Below are 16,792 nucleotides of genomic sequence, written 5' to 3'. Positions count from 1 at the left end.
GATTCATCATCGTTTTCTACCCCCTTTTCGCCGTTTGGGCAGGTGCATGGCCCGGCGGTTGCCTCCCTTCTTCCGGCGAGGCTTTTCCTCCCTGGGCTTCTCCGGGCACCGCTCCTGCTTGGCTACAGGGGTACCGCCGGGGAGGATAAAGTCCACCTGGCCGCTCACCGGGTCGGCGGCGGCGCACTCCACCTCCAGGGGCATACCGAAGGGATACCGGCCGCTGCCGTTCAGCTCCACCAGAAGCAGATGGGCCTGGTCATACTCCCAGGGCCCGCCGGGCAGGGCCTCCACCGGCAGCAGGCCCTCCACGCCCCCGGCCACCGACACAAAGAGGCCGAACCGGGTGACGCCGGTCACCACACCGGCAAATCTCTCCCCGATATGGCCTGTCATAAACTCAGCCAGGTAGCGCTTCTCGATCTCCCGCTCGGCTTCCTGGGCAGCCAGTTCCCGCTGGGAGGACTGGACGGCGGCCCGCTGCACAGCGGTGGTCAGCCTCTTCTCCCCCTTGTCCAGCGTCCCGTCCAGCAGGGCGGTCAGCACCCGGTGGACCATCAGGTCGGGATAGCGGCGGATGGGGGAGGTGAAGTGGCAGTAATACTCCGCTCCCAGACCAAAGTGGCCCAGGTTATCCTCGTCGTACCGGGCCTTCATCAGGGAGCGCAGCACCATCATGGACACCGCCCCCTCTTCCGGCCTGCCCTTTGCCCAGTCCAGCAGCTTTTGGAGGGAGTGGCTGTCGGTCCCTTTCAGGTCGTAGCCCAGAGGGGCCACCATGGTACGCAGGGCCTCCCCCTTCTCGTCGGAGGGCTTCTCATGGACCCGGTAAACGCAGGGCTTGTGAAGGCGGTTCAGGTGCTCCGCCACGCACTCGTTGGCCGCCAGCATAAAGGACTCGATGAGCTTCTCGCTCTCCCCCTGCTGCCGCAGGGCTACGTCCACCGGCTTGCCCTCACTGTCGCAGATCACATAGCTCTCGCGGGTCTCCAGGTCCAGAGCCCCCCGGTTCCGGCGCAGCTTCTCCAGCTGCCTGGCCAGAGCGGCCATGTCCCGCAGCATGGGCAGGATGTGAGCGTACCGCTCCGCCAGGGCGGGGTCCTCTCCCGCCAGCAGTACATTGCAGTCCTCGTAGGTCATCCGCTCGGTGGAGCAGATCACCGATTTGGCAATGGTGTGGCTCACTACCGCGCCGCTTACGTCCATGGTCAGGATGCAGGACAGAGCCAGCCGGTCCACCTGGGGATTGAGGGAGCAGATGCCGTTGGACAGCTCCACCGGCAGCATGGGCACCACCTGGTCGGCAAAATACACCGAGGTGCCCCGCTCCCAGGCCTCCAGATCCAGAGGGGAGCCGGGGCGCACATAATGGCTCACATCGGCGATATGGACCCCCAGAACCCAGCGGCCCTGGTCGTCCTTCTCCAGACTGACGGCGTCGTCAAAGTCCTTGGATGAGGCCCCGTCGATGGTGATGATGGTCTTGCCCCGCAGGTCCAGCCGTCCCGCCAGGGCAGATGGTTCCACAGCCTGGGGGATGGTCTCTGTCTCTGCCAGCACGGCAGGCGGGAAAGTGCGCACAATGTCATGGGTGTAGAGGATGGCCTCCACAGCGCTCTCCCGCCGGTCGGCAGGGCCGAACCGCTCCCGCAGGGTGCCCATGGGGGCAGTCCTGCTGCCGCCGAAGCTGGTCATGGCCACGGCCGCCCGCTCACCGGGGCGCACGCCCTTCCGCTTGGTGAACACCTGGATGGGGCCGGGCAGGCGTTCGTTGTCCGGGCGGAGCCACAGAGCGTGGTCCTGACGCTCCAGCACGCCGGTGACGGTTTTGTTGGCCCGCTCCAGCACCTGGACTACCTTGGCCACCCTTCGGCCCTCCTGCGGGTCCTCCTCAAGGATGCGGGCCGTTACTTTATCTCCATTCCAGGCGCCGCCATCGGCCCGGGGCGGAATGAAGCAGTCCTCCCCCTCCTCCGGGATCAAAAAGCCGAAGCCTCGGCCGCTGGCCTGGTAGATGCCGGTCAATTCCTTTGTCTCTTTCATAGATCGTTCCTTTCTGATTCTGATATTTCTGGTTTGTATTATACCCCGTTTTGCCCCAGGCGCAACAAAAAACGCCCTTCCGGAACCGGAAGGGCGTTTTTTTGCATACTCAGAGCAGGCAGATCACAAAAGTAATGATCATAAAGCCGATGGCCACCCACTTGGTCATCTTGGCCAGCTTGGCGTCCCAGCTCTTGGCCTTGTTCTTGGCCATAAAGGTGTCGGCAACACCGGCGATGGCGCCGGATAGACCGGCGCTCTTGCCGGACTGGAGCAGCACCACGGCGATGAGGAACAGGCAGGCCGCCACATCGATAATGCTCAGAATCAGCTTGGTGTAATCCACGCTACATCGTCCTTTCGGCCCCGTCAGCGGGGCAATGTGCACTCTATTTGGCGCAGTCCTCCCGCGCCTTCTCTCATACGTAAAATTGATAATAGCACAAAACAGGAACGATTACAAGTGTTTTATTATTTTTTACGGGAAGTTCCAAAGATCCTCCCCTGTATCTTGACTTCCTCCCAGCCCCGGCCTATCATGGAGCCAGAGGCAGAACCAAGAAAAGGAGGCACAGTTTATGGATCCGATTTTCCTGGCTTATCTGGACCCGCCCGGCATGGAATCATCCAGCAGTGGCGAAGCCGAGCTGGCCCGGCTCCTGTCCCACCCTGCGGCCATTGCCATGGTGCTCTCCCCCCTCCTGGTGGCATTCTTTCCGCCCCTCAAGCTCCTGCGGGACCGGCTGAGTCAGCGGTTCCGCCCCAAACTCTCCCGCTACAAGACCCCTCTGCTGGTGCAGTTTCTCATTTTCTTTTCCCAGCTGGCCTTTCTGATCCTCTTCTCGGTGGTGGAATCCTTTTTCCTGGACGGCAGCACCGCCCGCTTCGCGGGCCTGCTGGCTGTGGAGACGGTGGTCTGCTCCGCACTCTGGGTCCTGCTTCGGGCCATGCTCCAGGTCTTTTACCCCACTGAGGAAACCGATCCTGCCAAGGAGCCGGAGGATTCAGAGGACTGGGACAATTCAGACGATCCATAACTCCACAAGGGCCTGCCGCAGATTGCGGCAGGCCCTTGCTCTATCACGCAGGGAGGCACCTCCTGAGTTCAGCCTCCCTTGAGCAGCCGCCGGCTGCCCCAGCAGGTGGCCAGGAAGTAGCCGCCGTATACCGCCACCAGCAGCAGGGCGGTAACGGCGCTGGAGGCCGCCACGTCCACCTTCCCCACCTCGGCAATCACGGCGTTGGCGGCGGTCATGCCCACCACGGCATGGACCAGCGCCAGCGCCAGCGGAAGGAAGAAGGCCAGGAACACCTGGATATCCACCGACCGGCCCCGCATCCGCTCGGACACGCCCAGCCGGGACAGCACCCGGTAGCGCTGGGCGCTGTCGGCAGCCTGACTGAGCTGCTGGAGGGCCAGCACCGCCGCCGAGGCCACCAGGAACACCACCCCCAGATAGAGGCCGATGAAGAGCACCAGCACCTTGGTACCCATCAGCTCCATCCAGGCAGACAGTTTGGTGGTATAGGAGTAGCCCCCGGTATCCTTCAGATCGTCCACTGCCGCCAGAAAAGCGTCCTCCGCCTCCTGAGCGCCCCCGGCATAGTCGGCCAGGAAGTACCAGCGGGACACAGACAGCCCTTCCGTTTCGCCGGACACCAGCCGGATACCCCAGTCCTCCACAAAAGTATCGGCTTTCTCCCTTCCCCAGGCAGCCGCATAGGCGTCGTAGTCCGTCTGGAGCAGATAGGAGTGTCCATCCTCGTCCCGATACATGGGGAAGGTGATCCAGCGGCTGCACTGCTGGTCCGGTTCAAAGCCCTCTGCCGCCAGCAGGGCGGGCAGATCCATGGCCCCTCCATCCTCCTCCGGCCAGACAGACAGTTCCACATCCTGGGGCACGGTCTGGTCCGCCATCTGAGAGACAGTGTTGTTCAGTCCCACAGAGGTAGCAGTAATACCGATGGCCAGCAGCAGCATCAGACAGATCACCGTCATGGAGCGGTAGGTGGTATTGATGTTGGCGTTGAACTGCCGCAGGATGAACATATTTAAGTTTTTATAGTAGAGCTTTTTACTGCTCTGGCACAGACGCAGCAGAAAGCCGGACAGCGCCCGGAAAAACAGCAGAGTACCCAGGCTGCCCAATCCGATCATCACCCAGAACAGTTCGTCCACCCGCAGCAGGCCCCGGGTCAGCAGCATGGTGTAGGCCACAACCAGCAGGGCACAGCCGATGAGAAAGAGCACCACCGAGACGCCCAGACTGCGCACCTTCAGTTCCTGGTTCACCCGCCGGGCCCGCAGCAGGTCGATCAGCTTCCGCCGGGATATGGTAAATGCGTGGCAGAACATCACCAGCAGGAAGATAGCCGCAAAAGCCAGCACCGTCTTACCCAGCGCGGGGAGAGAGATGGAAAACGCAAAAAAAGTCATGGGCACGGCAAAGAGTCCGGCGGTAAAGAGGGACAGCGCCTGAGAGAGCACCACGCCCAGCGCCAGCCCAACCGCCAGAGCCGTCAGGGCAATGACGGCGGTCTCCGCCAGCAGCAGCCGGGCCACCTGCCAGCGCTCCATGCCCAGCATCAGATAGGTGCCCAGCTCCCGGGACCGGCGGCGGACCAGAAAGCCGGAGGCGTACAGGATGAGGAAGGCCAGTACCACCCACACAAAAACCGACAGCATACCGATGAGCTGCTGGATGGCTCCCACGATGTTGGCCCGGGGATGCTGGGCCAGATAGCGGATCACAGTCTGAGTCTCCAGGGCGTTGAACACATAGAAGAGACACACGCCGAAGGCTACGGTCAGGAAGTATACCCCGTAGTCCCGGAAGCTGCGCCCTACATTTTTGACCGCCAGCTTATAGAACATTGCTCTGGTCACCTCCCAGCTCAGTCACCACGTCGATGATTCGCCGGAAAAAGTCTCTGCGATCCAGAGCGCCCCGCTCCAGCTGGGCAAACACCGCACCGTCCCGCAGAAAGAGGATACGATGGCAATAACTTGCGGTAAAGGCGTCGTGGGTCACCATCAGAATGGTGGCCTCGCGCAGCTCGTTCATCACCTCAAACCGCTCCAGCAGCAGCCTGGCAGACTTGGAGTCCAGGGCGCCGGTGGGCTCATCGGCCAGGATCAGGGCGGGCTGGGTAATGATCGCCCTTGCCGCGGCGGCACGCTGCTGCTGACCGCCCGACATCTGATAGGGATATTTGTTCAGACAATCGGTGATCTCCAGCAGCTGAGCGGTCTCCTGCACCAGCCGCCCCACCTTTTGAGGAGGAGTCTTGCGGATGGTGAGAGCCAGGGCAATGTTTTCAAAAGCAGTCAGCGTATCCAGCAGGTTGCAGTCCTGGAACACAAAACCCAGCCGCTCCCGGCGGAACTGGGAGAGCTGCTTCTGCTTCAGCGCTGTGATATCCTGCCCCTCTACCCAGATGTGGCCTGCCGTAGGGGTATCAATGGTGGAAATGCAGTTGAGCAGGGTGGTTTTTCCGCTGCCGGACGGGCCCATAATGCCCACAAATTCCCCCTTTTCCACCGTAAAATCCACATGGTCCACCGCGCGGGTAACCGTTCCTCTGCCATAATCCCGGCACAGTCCTTCTACCTTCAGAATCTGCTCCATCTGTATGCCTCCTTTGCTTCTGAAGATAGTGTATCAGGATCATCTTAAAAATTTCTAAACGTCCTCTTACCGTTTTGTGAAAGAAAACCGGACGCCCCACAGGGCGTCCGGTTTTCTTTCATAAACAGGTTCAATCCAATGTGTTCAAAACTTCCATCGTCCGCTGGACCTCCGACCGGGTCATGGTGGCAGAGGGCCGGAACTGACCGTTCACCGGCTCCAGCAGATCGTTGCGGAGGCAAAAGTCCACCGGGGTTACAGCCCAGCCGGAGACAGATGCCCGGTCGGACAGGGCGTTGACAGACGAGCCATCGGCGGTCAGGTTCAGATTTTCTGCCCGGGCGTAATTATAAAGCATGACCGCCGCCTGTTCCCGGGTCACTTCCATCCGGGGCAGGAACTTGCCCTTGCCATCACCGCTGACAATGCGCTTCTCCGCGGCCCAAACCACCGCGTCGCTGCCCGTTACATCTGCAAAGGCCACACTGGCACCCGGCTTGGGCTGGCCCGCAACACCATAGAGCATCTCCACAAAATCCAGCCGGGTTATGGGGCTGTCCACAGAGCCAGCATATACCGCCCAAGTGCTCTGCCGCTGGGGTATGACGGTCCCCATACGGGAGGTAAACACCGCCAAAAGCGAAGCCATGGTCCCCCCGGTGGCGGCATACTGCATATCGGCGGCGGCGGACCACACAACCGTACAGGCCGGGAACTCTTCGTCACGCAGGTGGGCTTCCTCCAAAATCACGCGATAAGTTCGGGCCCGCTCCACCGGCTGCCCCTGCCAGGTCAGGTTGACCACCCGTTGTCCGGGCTGACCGCCCACGTAAAGCTCATAGTCCATGCCATAGAGAAAATCCGCGTCCTGACCGCCGGTTACCCGGCCGCTCTCATCCACCTGGTATCGACCGGCGCAGACCTCCAGCCACGCCTCCAGCTGGGCGCCGGTCAGCTCCACCATCACCACCGGGCTGGTTCCCCTTGCCAGAGCAGCGCAGTCCTTCAGGGTCAAAGGACGCGCTCCGCTTCCGCTGCTGCTCTGCTCAGGCAGATAGCCCAGGCTTCCATTTGTGACCAGAGCCACATCCGCCCCCGAGGTCCACAGCATGGCCCGGGCCACCAGATCAGCCACCTGTGTCTGCTGGGCAGCGCTGGCAACGTTCTCTGTCCAGCTGCCGGACAAGGATCCCGTTTTCTGGCCGGCTTTCACCTGCTGGATCTGCTGCCCGCGGGCGGTGGCCTTCGCCAATCCCCAATCATTCTCATAGCCGCTCAATCTCAGCAGCTGGCTCTCCCCGATCACCGGCGTGCCGTCAGCAGAGAGTGTCACCACCGTGCGGGTCAGTGCGGTCCCACCGCTGCTGACCCAGGACACCGGTTGGCCTTCCCGGTTTTCCACAGTGCCCATATCCGCCTGGCCGTGGCCGCCCACCAACAGATCAATTCCCGTGGTCTGAGCAGCAAACTTCCGCAGCGTCTCCTGGTCTGTATGACAGCACGCCACCACCAGGTCACAATTCTGCTGCTTCAGCTGGGGCCAGATCCAGTGATTCCACTCCCAGGCATAGCTCAGGCTGGTATTGTCCCCATGGCCGAACCGGCTGTCGCTGTAATAGTAGGAGGGCAATGACTGAGGCACCTCCAGGGTACCCAACCCTACCACCGCGATGCGAATATCCTTACCGCCCAGCTGCCTGGTGTAAATGTGGTAGGGCTGGGCAGCGGTCTGGCCGCTGTCCCCCTCCATCCAGTCGGCGGAAATCAGCTCCACCGGCGCACCCTCGCCGTTCTCCTGGGTCAGATCCCGGAAAAAGGCGGCCCGATGCCCCTGTCCCAGCCTGAATTCCTCCACACTGGGAATGAATCCGTCATAGCCGATGGTCCGCAAAGACAAAGCCGTATCGGCGGCGCTGCCGCTGACCAGCGTATTGGCCACCGCGTCGCCGCTGTCCAACAGCAGGGTACTCTCCATGGTCTGGCGTTCCGCTGCCATGGCGGAAGCCACCTTCAAATAGCTGTTCTCTTCCGGCTGCCCGGTCAGAGGATCGGTCTCCCCTACCCGGCCCGCCATATCTCCTGTGGTGTAGATTCCCAGGGCAGGACCAGCCTGAACAGCCGCAGGCTCCGCGGCCCAGGCTCCGGCCGGCAGAAGCAGCAGCGCCAGCAGCGCCGCGCCCAGCCTGCGGAACAATATGGATTTCCGCGCCATCAAGATCGCCTCTTTTCTCCCATACAGGGCGTATGTTACCGGTGCAGGACCGGTGATATGGTCCAAGTGTGATCATTTTGTTTTATTATACGTCCAGGCAGAGACGGATTCAACGCATGGCAGATGAATGTAAACAAAAAGAAATATTGTTACAATTTCCAGTGTCGAAACAGCAAAAGAGCGCCGCATGAAGCGGCGCTCTTTTGCTTGAAAAACGGAAAACTCAACCCATGGCGCACAGCTCGGCAGCAGTGCGGGCAGCCAGACGGGCGTTGTTGAACACCAGCTGAATGTTGGAATCCAGGCTGTCGCCGCCGGTAAGCTCCTTCACCTTGGCCAGCAGGAAGGGGGTGGTGGCCTTGCCGTGGATGCCCTGCTCCTTGGCCTGGGCAATGGCCTCGTCGATGGCCTTGTTGATCACGTCGTGGTCCATGGCAAACTCCTCGGGGATGGGGTTGGTCACCAGCATACCGCCCTTCAGGCCCAGCTCCTGAGAAGCGTGGAAAGCGGCGGCGATCTCCGCGGGGGTGTCCATGCGGTAGTCCACCTCAAAGCCGCTCTTGCGGGTGTAGAAGGCGGGCAGCTCCTTGGTGCCGTAGCCGATGACGGGCACGCCGTGGGTCTCCAGGTACTCCAGGGTCAGGCCCAGGTCCAGGATGGACTTGGCGCCGGCGCACACCACCATCACGGGGGTAGAGGCCAGCTCCTCCAGGTCGGCGGAGATATCCATGGTGGTCTCGGCACCCCGGTGGACGCCTCCGATGCCGCCGGTGGCAAAGATCTTGATGCCGGCCATGTGGGCGATCATCATGGTAGTGGTAACGGTGGTAGCGCCGTCGGCCTTGCGGGCCACCAGCACAGCCAGGTCACGGCGGCTGGCCTTGGTCACCGCCTGGCCCTGCTTGCCCAGGTACTCGATCTCCTCAGCGCTCAGACCGGCCTTCAGTCGGCCACCCAGGATGGCGATGGTGGCGGGCACCGCGCCGTTGTCCCGGATGATCTGCTCCACCTTCAGGGCGGTCTCCACATTCTGGGGGTATGGCATACCGTGGGAGATGATGGTGGACTCCAGGGCCACCACAGGCTTGCCCTCGGCCACGGCCTGGGCTACTTCAGGGGCTACATCCAGAAACTTGTTTAGATTCATTGCAGTTACCTCCATATGAAATCAGTTGTCGTTATGCTTATGCTTCCATCCGGTCTCTGAGCAGTCGGGCGCTCATGGCCGGGTTAATGGTCTCGGCGCTCTCCATGGCAATGGCTCCCGCCGCCATGGCGGCTTTGGCGGTGCCCGCCAGATCGGTACCCTCCAGGTAGGCCCAGGCGATGGCAGCCATACCCGCGTCGCCGCAGCCGGTGGTATTCACCATCTGGCCGTAACAGCAGGGCACATGGACCCGCCCGTTGTGGTCGGCGGCCAGCACGCCCTCCCCGCCCAGGCTGATGAATACCCGCCGCAGGCCGGTGTCCAGCAGGGTGTCCGCCGCCCGGTTCAGGCTGCTCTCGTCGGTGATGGCCACCCCGGAGAGCAGCTCCGCCTCCATCCGGTTGGGCTTGAGGGTATGGAGCTTGCCCAGCACCGGCCGCAGCTTCTCCGCCTTGGCGGTAGATACCGGATCGGCAAAGATGGGCAGATGCAGGTTGTCCGCCAGCCAGGCAATGGATTGAGCCGGAATGTTGGTATCCACCACCACCAGCTGGGCGTTTTGCAGCAGACGGCTCCGGCCAGCCAGAAAAGCGGGGGTCATGTGTTCATAGATCTCCATGTCGCTCACCGCCAGGGCCATATCCCCCCGGTGGTCGGCGATAAAGAGATAGGTGGAGGTGGCGCCGCCGGGCACCGTCAGGCACTGGCTGATGTCGATACCCAGCTCCCCGCAGCTGGCGGCAATGCGCTGGGCGTTCATATCGTCACCGAAGGCGGTGAGCATCCGCACATCCATCCCCAGCAAGGCCATATTGTGAGCAATGTTGCGGCCCACGCCCCCCAGGCTGGTCCGCACCTGTCCGGGATTGGAGTCCGCCGGCACCAGCTTGCCGAAAGACCGGCCGCCGATGTCCAGATTCACGCCTCCCACCACCACCGCGTAAGGAGCGGTACGGACGATGTAGCCCTTTCCGGCGATATGTCCCTGCTTCATCAGGTTGGAGATATGCACCGCCGCCGACGACCGGGTAATACCGGCCTTCTCCGCCAGCTCCTGCTGGGAGATCAGGGGGTTTTCTTCGATCCACTTGAGGATCTGCCGTTCCCGCTGAGTCATGGGGCACCTCCTAAACTTTTATCTTCTTTCTAATCATATGCTTATACAAAAGATTTGTCAAGCATGATTTATCCCGCGGCGATACGGGCGGCCACGGTGTTAAGCACCTCCTGGTGGGTGTGGTCAAAAATATGGGTGTAGATCCGTCCAGTGATGGACACATCCTTGTGTCCCAGGGCTTTGCCGATGTCCACCAGGGGGATGCGGGCGCTGTTGGCCAGGCTGGCGAAGGTGTGGCGCAGGCCGTGGACCGTAATGGGCGGCAGGCCGTGGCGCTTTACAAAGGTTCGGAAGGCCCAGGTCACCATGTTTGGGTGCCTGGGTTCTCCTTTGTCATCGGTAAGTACATAGCCGCTGTCCACATAGTCCGGCCGGGCCGCCGCCCGTTCCAACTGTTCCTGGCGGATGCTGCGGAGCAGATGGGTCAGGTCCTCCAGTCCGGCGATGCCCAGGGTGCGGATGGAATTGCGGGTCTTGGGTTCCTTTTCCACTACCTGGTCTCCCGCCGTGGTGCGGGTGACCCGGATGCGGATCACATAGTGTTCAAAATCCACATCCGTCCACCGCAAGCCACAGATCTCCCCCCGCCGCAGGCCCAGGTAGGCCCCCAGCTTGACCACCAGCTCCAGCCAGGAGCCTTCCACCTCCCGGAACAGGACCCGCAGCTGTTCCGGGGTGTAGTAGAACTGCCGGGTGGGGTGTTCTCTGGGGGCCTCCACCCGCTCCACGGGGTTTTCCCGCAAAATTTTCTGCCGGAAGGCCAGTTGGAGGGCGGTGTGGAGCAGGATGTGGTGCTTATGGACACTGTTGGAGTCCAGGCGGCCCTCCCGCATTTTTTCAGCGTAATAGTTCTGGATATGCCAGGGCTCCAGCTGCCGCAGGCGGATATGGCCCAGAGCGGGAGCGATATGATTTTTGATGAGCGAGCGATAGCAGTAATAGGTGGTGTAGGCCCGATTGGGTGCAATGACCTCCTCCAGCCAATACTCCAGCCACTCTGCCAGGGTCAGGCGGCTGGAATCGCAGAGCGCCCGTCCACCCTGTCCTTTCTGGAACTGTTCCAGCGCCAGTTCCGCTTCCGCCAGATCGGTAAAGGTGCGTACTCTTCGGTCCCGGCGGCCGTCGGCACTGGTACCGTAATTAAAGCAGACGTAGTAAAGCTGCTTTTGATCGTCGTATGCCAGATTCTGCTTGATCGTCTTTCTTGCCATTCCAGATCCTCCTCGATGCGCGAGATGTTGGTCGAACAAAGTCGTATCTTGCATTTTGTCAGGGATTGTTTCAGTCGTCAACCGCTCCGGTCTGGTGGTTTTGTTACTGTTTCTCTCTGATGTTAGTTACCTGCTGGATACCTGCGGCCCATTTCCGCAGAAACCACTTTATTTTTCAGCAAAAGCAGTTCTTACTTTTTTCCATGCAACAAAAGACCTCCGTCCCGGTAAGAACGAGGTGCAAGAGCCGCTTGCAAAACAAGGAGGAATTTTTATGGCAAAGTATACGGAACATTATCAGCTGCACCAGTGGGAACCGTCGGACCCCTTCCTGCGGACCGACTTCAATGAGGATTTCAAGAAGATTGATACGGCATTGGAGGAGAAAGGTAACTGCCGCGTTATGGTGGGCAATTATGTGGGAACGGGGAAATATGGCGAAACCTCACCAAATCATCTGGATTTTCCCTTTCTTCCCGAGGTAGTCATGATTACCGGCGGCAGCTATCGAGCTACTTCACTCTTCTTGCGGCCTAACACCAATGGCGCAGCAAATGATACAGCAGGTATGGGCAGTATACTGGTACTGGAATGGAATCAGAACGGTCTGAGTTGGTACGTGGACGGCTGGGCCAGCGGTGGCTCTGTCTCCGGCAGTATCAGTTCAGAAGGGCAACTTAATGAACTGGGAGAATCCTACACATATCTTGTGATTGGACTATAAAAAGTGGTCCCCCTAAAATAGGGGGACCACTCTTATCTGTCCGTTTAACCTTGGAGCCTACAATTAGGCCTCAACAACGGTGATGAAGATGGCAACAACCTCGCCGTCCTTGATCACAGCGTTGAAGGTATCGTCGGCATCCTCGCGGATGGAGGTGACGCTCACCTTGTTGAACTCGTTGTCCTCGATCTTGTAGACAACAACGTTCTCAGCGTAGGTGTAGTAAGCACCCTGCAGGCCAACGGTGCCGTCAGTGGTCTTCAGAGTACCAGTGCCGGAGATGGCCTTGTCGTCGCCCTCGGTGCTGTAGGCAGTGATGTTGGTGACAAGATCCTTGCTGTTGTAGGTCAGCTTGCTGGCCAGAACATCAGCAGACAGCTTGGCGTCCTTGGCAACATTGATGGTGGTAGTCTCGCCATCAACAACTGCGTTATAGGTGTAGTACTCACCCTTGTCGGCATCGTTGATCAGGTCGGACTCGCTACCAGCAATGATGTAGACCAGACCCTTGTTGGCGTCGGACACCACGGTGTCAGCAGCAGAGATGTAGACGATAGAAGCAACACTATTGGGAGCGCCGTTCTTGGTGTTGACATACACGGTAGCAGCGCCGTTCATGGTGGGCATATTGGCGATACCGGTGTAAACAACATACTCGTCGTTCACGTTGTCGTGCACCAGGAAGATGGTGCTGCTGTTGGCATAATAGGCAGCATCAGCAGTGAACTTAGAGGTACCCTTGCTCACTTCGATCTTAGAGCCAGCCGTAGAAGTCTTATCCTTAGCGGTCAGGGTGTAGACGTCATTGTCGTCCACAGTGTAAGAGACGAAGGTGTTCTCGGTGGCTTTCTTCTTATCGGTGTCAACCACGACCACACTGCCGTCGGTGAGCAGCAGCTTGGCCTCGTAGGTGTTCTTGCTGCCGTTCCAGCCATCGTTGTTCTGCTTGGTATCCAGCACGAAAGCATAGTTGGTGGAACCAGCCTCGTACTTCTCCACGTAGACAACATAGCCGTTGGTGTCCAGATAGACATTGATGCTATCCTTCAGTCTGCCGCCATAGACAGCAGCAGTAGCGTTGTACTCATAGGTGGTGCCGCCGGCCACGAACTTGGTGCTGCCGGTGGTGGAGGTCAGCTCCAGATCCTCGACCTTCTCGGCCAGAGCAACGGACATAACCTTCTTCTCGCTCTTGTCATAGGTGTACAGAACGATATCGTCCTCAGCGTACTCCACAGCGGTCTCAAACTTGCCACCGTAGACAACATTGCTCAGGCCGTCGATCTCAATGTAGGGCTTCTCGTCCTTCTTCACATCGTCAGCAGTGGCAACCTTGGAGACCTGACCCACATAGGTGTTGATCTGAACCAGAGTCACGTTCTTGTCAGCATCAACATAGGCCTCGGTCAAAACGCCCTTGCCGCCGGTCTTGGTGCTGTTGCTCTTCTCGATGGAGAAAGTAGTAGTATCACTACCGCCGTCCGCGACAACGGTAGCGGGAGTGGTCTTGGACAGGCCCAGGTCGGTGTACAGGGTGCCGGACTTCACAGCGTCGGTGTAAGAAGCATCAGCAGCCTTAGCATAGGTGCCAACCTCGTCCTTTTCATAGGTCCAGACGTTGGCAGGACGACCGAAAGCGTCTTCGCCCTTGGCGTTGAGGGTCAGGTCGGAGAAATACTTCTCACAGAACTGAACGTACTCATCGTTGTCCTTCTCGACAGTCAGGTAGCCACCAGCCTTGGTAGCCTTCACAGGCTCGGCAGTGGAAGCACCCACGCTGACGGAACCGCTGCCGGTACCGAAGTCGATGTCGATGCCCTTGTTGTCATACTTGACCATGGTGGCGGTCAGAGTCTGATAAGCCATCTGAGCGGCGTCCTGACGGGACAGCTCGTTGGTCAGCACCAGGCCCTTGGGAGAGATGCCGGCCTCAATGGCGTCAGCAGCCACATTGATGGTCCAGGCGCTGCCGGTGTAGTTCTCGATCTTGGGATCATAGCCCAGAGCAACCAGCAGCATCTTGGCAAAGGCAGCGCCGGTCAGCTTGCCCTCGGGGAAGAAGTGACCGCTGCCGTCACCGGCCAGAATGCCCAGGTTGACACAGTAGCCGATGTAGGGAGCGGACCAGCGGTCAGCAGCCACGTCGGAGAACACGGCGCCGCTGGTGGCCAGCTTCTCAGCGGCCTCCTCGCCCAGCAGCAGGTAGCAGATGATCTTGGCAGCCTGCTCACGGGTCAGGATGGAGTTGGGCTGGAAGTCGCCCTTATCGCCGCCCTCGAGCACGCCCAGAGCGACCATAACGTCGACAGCCTCAACATTCTTGATGTCACCAGCATCGGTGAAATCCTTGCTCGCAGCGCCGGCGCCGATCACCATCATGCCCATGAGCATGACACCGGCCAGAGCCAGGCTGAGAGTCCTCTTGAGGTTTCTCATTTGGAATTCCTCCTTATTTGATTTGACCACGAAGAGGGAACATCTCGCGAGTTTTTCAAAAATCCGCTGTGCCCCAATACTTTTTACCTATTTGACCGGCTACCGGTAGCCAGCGGGTAGCCGTCAGGTAGCCACAAAAAAGACCGAAATCCCCTGTTCGGAGATTTCGGTCTTTTTTACGCAGTCAATGGGCTGCCGTCAGCCGCACAGGTCAATGATGGCCTGGGTGAAGATCTTGGCGGCAGTGAGTTGGTCTGCAATGCAGGTGTGCTCGTCGGCCCCGTGCATATTGCCGTTGAAGCCGGGCATGGCGCAGCCGAAGGCCACGCCGCCCGGGATATCGTGGACGTAGGTGCCGCCGCCGATGGCCAGGCACTCTCCCTTCCGGCCGCTGTACTGCTCGTAGCACTTGAGCAGGGTGCTGACCAAGGGGGTGTCGGCGGGGGTATAATGGGGGGCCTGCATCCCGCCCTCGGCAGTAAAGCCAAACTTGGCAAAGACAGCCTCGGCGGCAGCCTTGCAGTTATCCTCGTTGGCGCACACCGGCACCCGGCTGTCAAACTGGCCTGACAGGCCGGTATCGTTCAGCTCCAGCAGAGAGAAGGCCAGAGTCAGAGGGCCGGACATCTCGTCGGCCTGGGCAATACCCAGGGCCTTACCGGCGCAATCCCCGTGGGGGAAGAGGGCGTTCAGGGCATGGAGAGCGGCGGTGGAGCCCACCTTGGCCAGGGGCAAAGCGCACAGCAGATGGATCAGGCCGGTGATGGCGTTGACGCCCTCCTCCGGGGTGGAGGCATGGGCACCCTTGCCCTTGCACAGGATATGCAGGTCATCCCCCCGCTGGGTGAGCACATAGGTGACTCCGGTCTCAGCAGCAGCCTTGTCGCAGTAGGGCCGGGCCGCTTCGGCGGACAGACCGGCCACCACGCATTCCGCCTCAGGAGGCAGCACGTTGATGCGGAAACCGCCGTGGAGTTCCTTCACCCGGGGGGTGGCGCTCTCTGCCGCCCAGGTCTTGGTGAACACCGGCTTGTAGCTGCCCTTCTCCAGATTGATGACGGGGAACTCGCCGTCGGGGGAGAAGGTACAGGGGGCGTAAGGCTCCTTACTATAATAATAGGCAATGTCCTCAGAGCCGCTCTCCTCGTCGGTGCCCAGCAGCAGCCGGACATTCTTCTTCAGGGGCACGCCCAGGTCCCGGACGGCCTGCATGGCCAGCAGGGCGGCCACGGCGGGGCCCTTGTCGTCGTCGGTGCCACGGCCGTACAGCATCCCTTCCACCTCGATGGGCTCATAGGGTTCCGTCACCGTCCAGCCGGTGCCCTCCCCCACCACGTCCAGGTGGCACAGGATGTGGAGCTGGGTCTCCCGCTCGTTGAAGTCCACGGCGCCCACATAGTTGTCGTAGTTCTTGACAGAGAAGCCCAGCTCCTCCGCCAGGCGTAGGCCTTCCGCCAGCGCGGCGGCGGGGCCGGGGCCAAAGGGCATCCCGGGCTGGGCCTCCTCCCGGACGCTGCGGATGCGCACCAGCCGGGAAATGGCCTCCACCAGCTGCTGCCGGCGGGCCGGGTCGTCAAAATAGGCGTTGATTTGATCCTGATACATGGAACTTATTCCTCCTTGGGTTCTTCTTCTCCGCCGGCGGCGCCAGTCAGCTCCCCCAGGTATTTGTACACCGTATACCGGGACACCTGGAGCCGCTTGGCCACAAAGGGCACCGACTTGCGGAAGGAAAAGGCGTTTTTCTGGTCCAGCAGGGCGATGATCTTCATCCGGTCCCGCTTGGTCAGCACATTCACCGGCTTGCCCACCGCCGCCAGACACTCCTCGAAGATCTGGGTCAGCTGGCCCTCCCCGCCGTGCCACATGGCGCTTTGCAGGTCGGCCTCGGCGCTCATCAGATCCACCAGGATGCGGTTGGCATAGACCAGCGAGCTATAGTCAAAGTTGATGCCCAGGGCCAGGTTGAAGTCCTCCCCGATGAGGTGGAAGGTGCTGCTCTTGATCTGCTGGCCCGAGGGGGTGGTGGCGTAGAGGTTGACGAAATCGGTGACCAGGGCGTCCTGGTCCAGCTCCTTGGCGGTACCCAGGATGTCCATGGTGGAGCCTACCGTCCGACCGGATACATGGCCGTTATAAATGGATAAAATGGGGTGCCTGGGGTCCCCCATGTCGTGGACCAGCGTCTCGCAGGTGGAGCCAAACATCTCCGCGATCCCCCGGGCGGTCCGGTCCAGAAATTCAAAGGCTTCCTCCCGATCCATTGGTTCACT

Annotated in this window: 13 protein-coding genes; 2 read left to right on the top strand and 11 right to left on the bottom strand. The window is 60.4% G+C overall.

Going from position 1 to position 16,792, the window contains the following annotated elements; all coding sequences use genetic code 11:
• Positions 1–6: 6 nt before the first annotated feature.
• Both rnr and secG read right to left on the bottom strand, forming a co-directional pair.
• Positions 7–2,061: a ribonuclease R gene (rnr, locus tag WHJ28_RS02685; protein ID WP_340039802.1), complete on the bottom strand. Its 2,055-nt coding sequence runs from the start codon at positions 2,059–2,061 to the stop codon at positions 7–9.
• Between the two features lie 91 nt (positions 2,062–2,152).
• Positions 2,153–2,389, bottom strand: coding sequence for a preprotein translocase subunit SecG (secG, locus tag WHJ28_RS02680; RefSeq protein ID WP_204707323.1), 237 nt, complete (start codon positions 2,387–2,389; stop codon positions 2,153–2,155).
• A gap of 232 nt (positions 2,390–2,621) precedes the next feature.
• Between secG and WHJ28_RS02675 the strand changes: the two genes are divergently transcribed.
• Positions 2,622–3,080, top strand: a complete 459-nt coding sequence (locus WHJ28_RS02675) for a hypothetical protein (RefSeq protein WP_340039579.1) — start codon at positions 2,622–2,624, stop codon at positions 3,078–3,080.
• Between the two features lie 68 nt (positions 3,081–3,148).
• Here WHJ28_RS02675 and WHJ28_RS02670 read toward each other — a convergent pair whose 3' ends face one another.
• The 6 genes from WHJ28_RS02670 to WHJ28_RS02645 all read right to left on the bottom strand — a co-directional run bounded on the left by WHJ28_RS02670 (position 3,149) and on the right by WHJ28_RS02645 (position 11,359).
• Entirely contained in the window at positions 3,149–4,918 is a 1,770-nt protein-coding gene (locus WHJ28_RS02670; RefSeq protein ID WP_340039578.1) for an ABC transporter permease, read from the bottom strand.
• A complete protein-coding gene (locus tag WHJ28_RS02665) occupies positions 4,908–5,672 on the bottom strand; it encodes an ABC transporter ATP-binding protein (protein WP_340039577.1) in 765 nt (254 codons plus the stop codon). The genes WHJ28_RS02670 and WHJ28_RS02665 overlap by 11 nt, the downstream gene beginning before the upstream one ends.
• Positions 5,673–5,802: 130 nt before the next feature.
• On the bottom strand, positions 5,803–7,884 hold the full coding sequence (locus tag WHJ28_RS02660) for a 5'-nucleotidase C-terminal domain-containing protein (RefSeq protein ID WP_340039576.1): 2,082 nt from the start codon (positions 7,882–7,884) through the stop codon (positions 5,803–5,805).
• A gap of 223 nt (positions 7,885–8,107) precedes the next feature.
• Positions 8,108–9,031, bottom strand: a complete 924-nt coding sequence (locus WHJ28_RS02655; protein WP_340039575.1) for a pseudouridine-5'-phosphate glycosidase — start codon at positions 9,029–9,031, stop codon at positions 8,108–8,110.
• 37 nt (positions 9,032–9,068) lie between these two features.
• Positions 9,069–10,148, bottom strand: coding sequence for a PfkB family carbohydrate kinase (locus WHJ28_RS02650; protein WP_340039574.1), 1,080 nt, complete (start codon positions 10,146–10,148; stop codon positions 9,069–9,071).
• 68 nt (positions 10,149–10,216) lie between these two features.
• On the bottom strand, positions 10,217–11,359 hold the full coding sequence (locus WHJ28_RS02645) for a tyrosine-type recombinase/integrase (RefSeq protein ID WP_340039573.1): 1,143 nt from the start codon (positions 11,357–11,359) through the stop codon (positions 10,217–10,219).
• Positions 11,360–11,414: 55 nt separating this feature from the next.
• On the opposite strand from WHJ28_RS02645, the gene WHJ28_RS02640 reads away from it, so the two are divergent.
• Entirely contained in the window at positions 11,415–12,083 is a 669-nt protein-coding gene (locus WHJ28_RS02640; protein ID WP_340039572.1) for a hypothetical protein, read from the top strand.
• Positions 12,084–12,146: 63 nt separating this feature from the next.
• On the opposite strand, the gene WHJ28_RS02635 is transcribed toward WHJ28_RS02640, so the two are convergent.
• The 3 genes from WHJ28_RS02635 to WHJ28_RS02625 form a co-directional block, all read right to left on the bottom strand.
• Complete coding sequence (locus WHJ28_RS02635; protein WP_340039571.1) at positions 12,147–14,519, bottom strand: S-layer homology domain-containing protein; 2,373 nt, start codon at positions 14,517–14,519, stop codon at positions 12,147–12,149.
• A 198-nt stretch (positions 14,520–14,717) separates the two neighbouring features.
• Positions 14,718–16,124: a Sapep family Mn(2+)-dependent dipeptidase gene (locus WHJ28_RS02630; RefSeq protein ID WP_340039570.1), complete on the bottom strand. Its 1,407-nt coding sequence runs from the start codon at positions 16,122–16,124 to the stop codon at positions 14,718–14,720.
• 5 nt (positions 16,125–16,129) lie between these two features.
• Entirely contained in the window at positions 16,130–16,783 is a 654-nt protein-coding gene (locus WHJ28_RS02625; protein ID WP_191433178.1) for a helix-turn-helix transcriptional regulator, read from the bottom strand.
• Between the last annotated feature and the right edge of the window lie 9 nt (positions 16,784–16,792).

The sequence above is a fragment of the Flavonifractor porci genome (assembly GCF_037572415.1).
In the GTDB taxonomy this organism is placed as follows: domain Bacteria; phylum Bacillota; class Clostridia; order Oscillospirales; family Oscillospiraceae; genus Flavonifractor; species Flavonifractor porci.
Note: the sequence above shows the minus strand (reverse complement) of the source record. Positions and strands in the feature narration are given on the sequence as shown.

Excerpts from the sequence above, each read along its gene's own strand:
- WHJ28_RS02630 (WP_340039570.1), bottom strand. The coding sequence starts at position 16,124 with ATGTATCAGGATCAAATCAACGCCTATTTTGACGACCCGGCCCGCCGG.
- WHJ28_RS02650 (WP_340039574.1), bottom strand. The coding sequence starts at position 10,148 with ATGACTCAGCGGGAACGGCAGATCCTCAAGTGGATCGAAGAAAACCCC.
- WHJ28_RS02625 (WP_191433178.1), bottom strand. The coding sequence starts at position 16,783 with ATGGATCGGGAGGAAGCCTTTGAATTTCTGGACCGGACCGCCCGGGGG.
- WHJ28_RS02670 (WP_340039578.1), bottom strand. The coding sequence starts at position 4,918 with ATGTTCTATAAGCTGGCGGTCAAAAATGTAGGGCGCAGCTTCCGGGAC.
- WHJ28_RS02660 (WP_340039576.1), bottom strand. The coding sequence starts at position 7,884 with ATGGCGCGGAAATCCATATTGTTCCGCAGGCTGGGCGCGGCGCTGCTG.
- WHJ28_RS02655 (WP_340039575.1), bottom strand. The coding sequence starts at position 9,031 with ATGAATCTAAACAAGTTTCTGGATGTAGCCCCTGAAGTAGCCCAGGCC.
- WHJ28_RS02665 (WP_340039577.1), bottom strand. The coding sequence starts at position 5,672 with ATGGAGCAGATTCTGAAGGTAGAAGGACTGTGCCGGGATTATGGCAGA.
- WHJ28_RS02645 (WP_340039573.1), bottom strand. The coding sequence starts at position 11,359 with ATGGCAAGAAAGACGATCAAGCAGAATCTGGCATACGACGATCAAAAG.
- WHJ28_RS02635 (WP_340039571.1), bottom strand. The coding sequence starts at position 14,519 with ATGAGAAACCTCAAGAGGACTCTCAGCCTGGCTCTGGCCGGTGTCATG.
- WHJ28_RS02675 (WP_340039579.1), top strand. The coding sequence starts at position 2,622 with ATGGATCCGATTTTCCTGGCTTATCTGGACCCGCCCGGCATGGAATCA.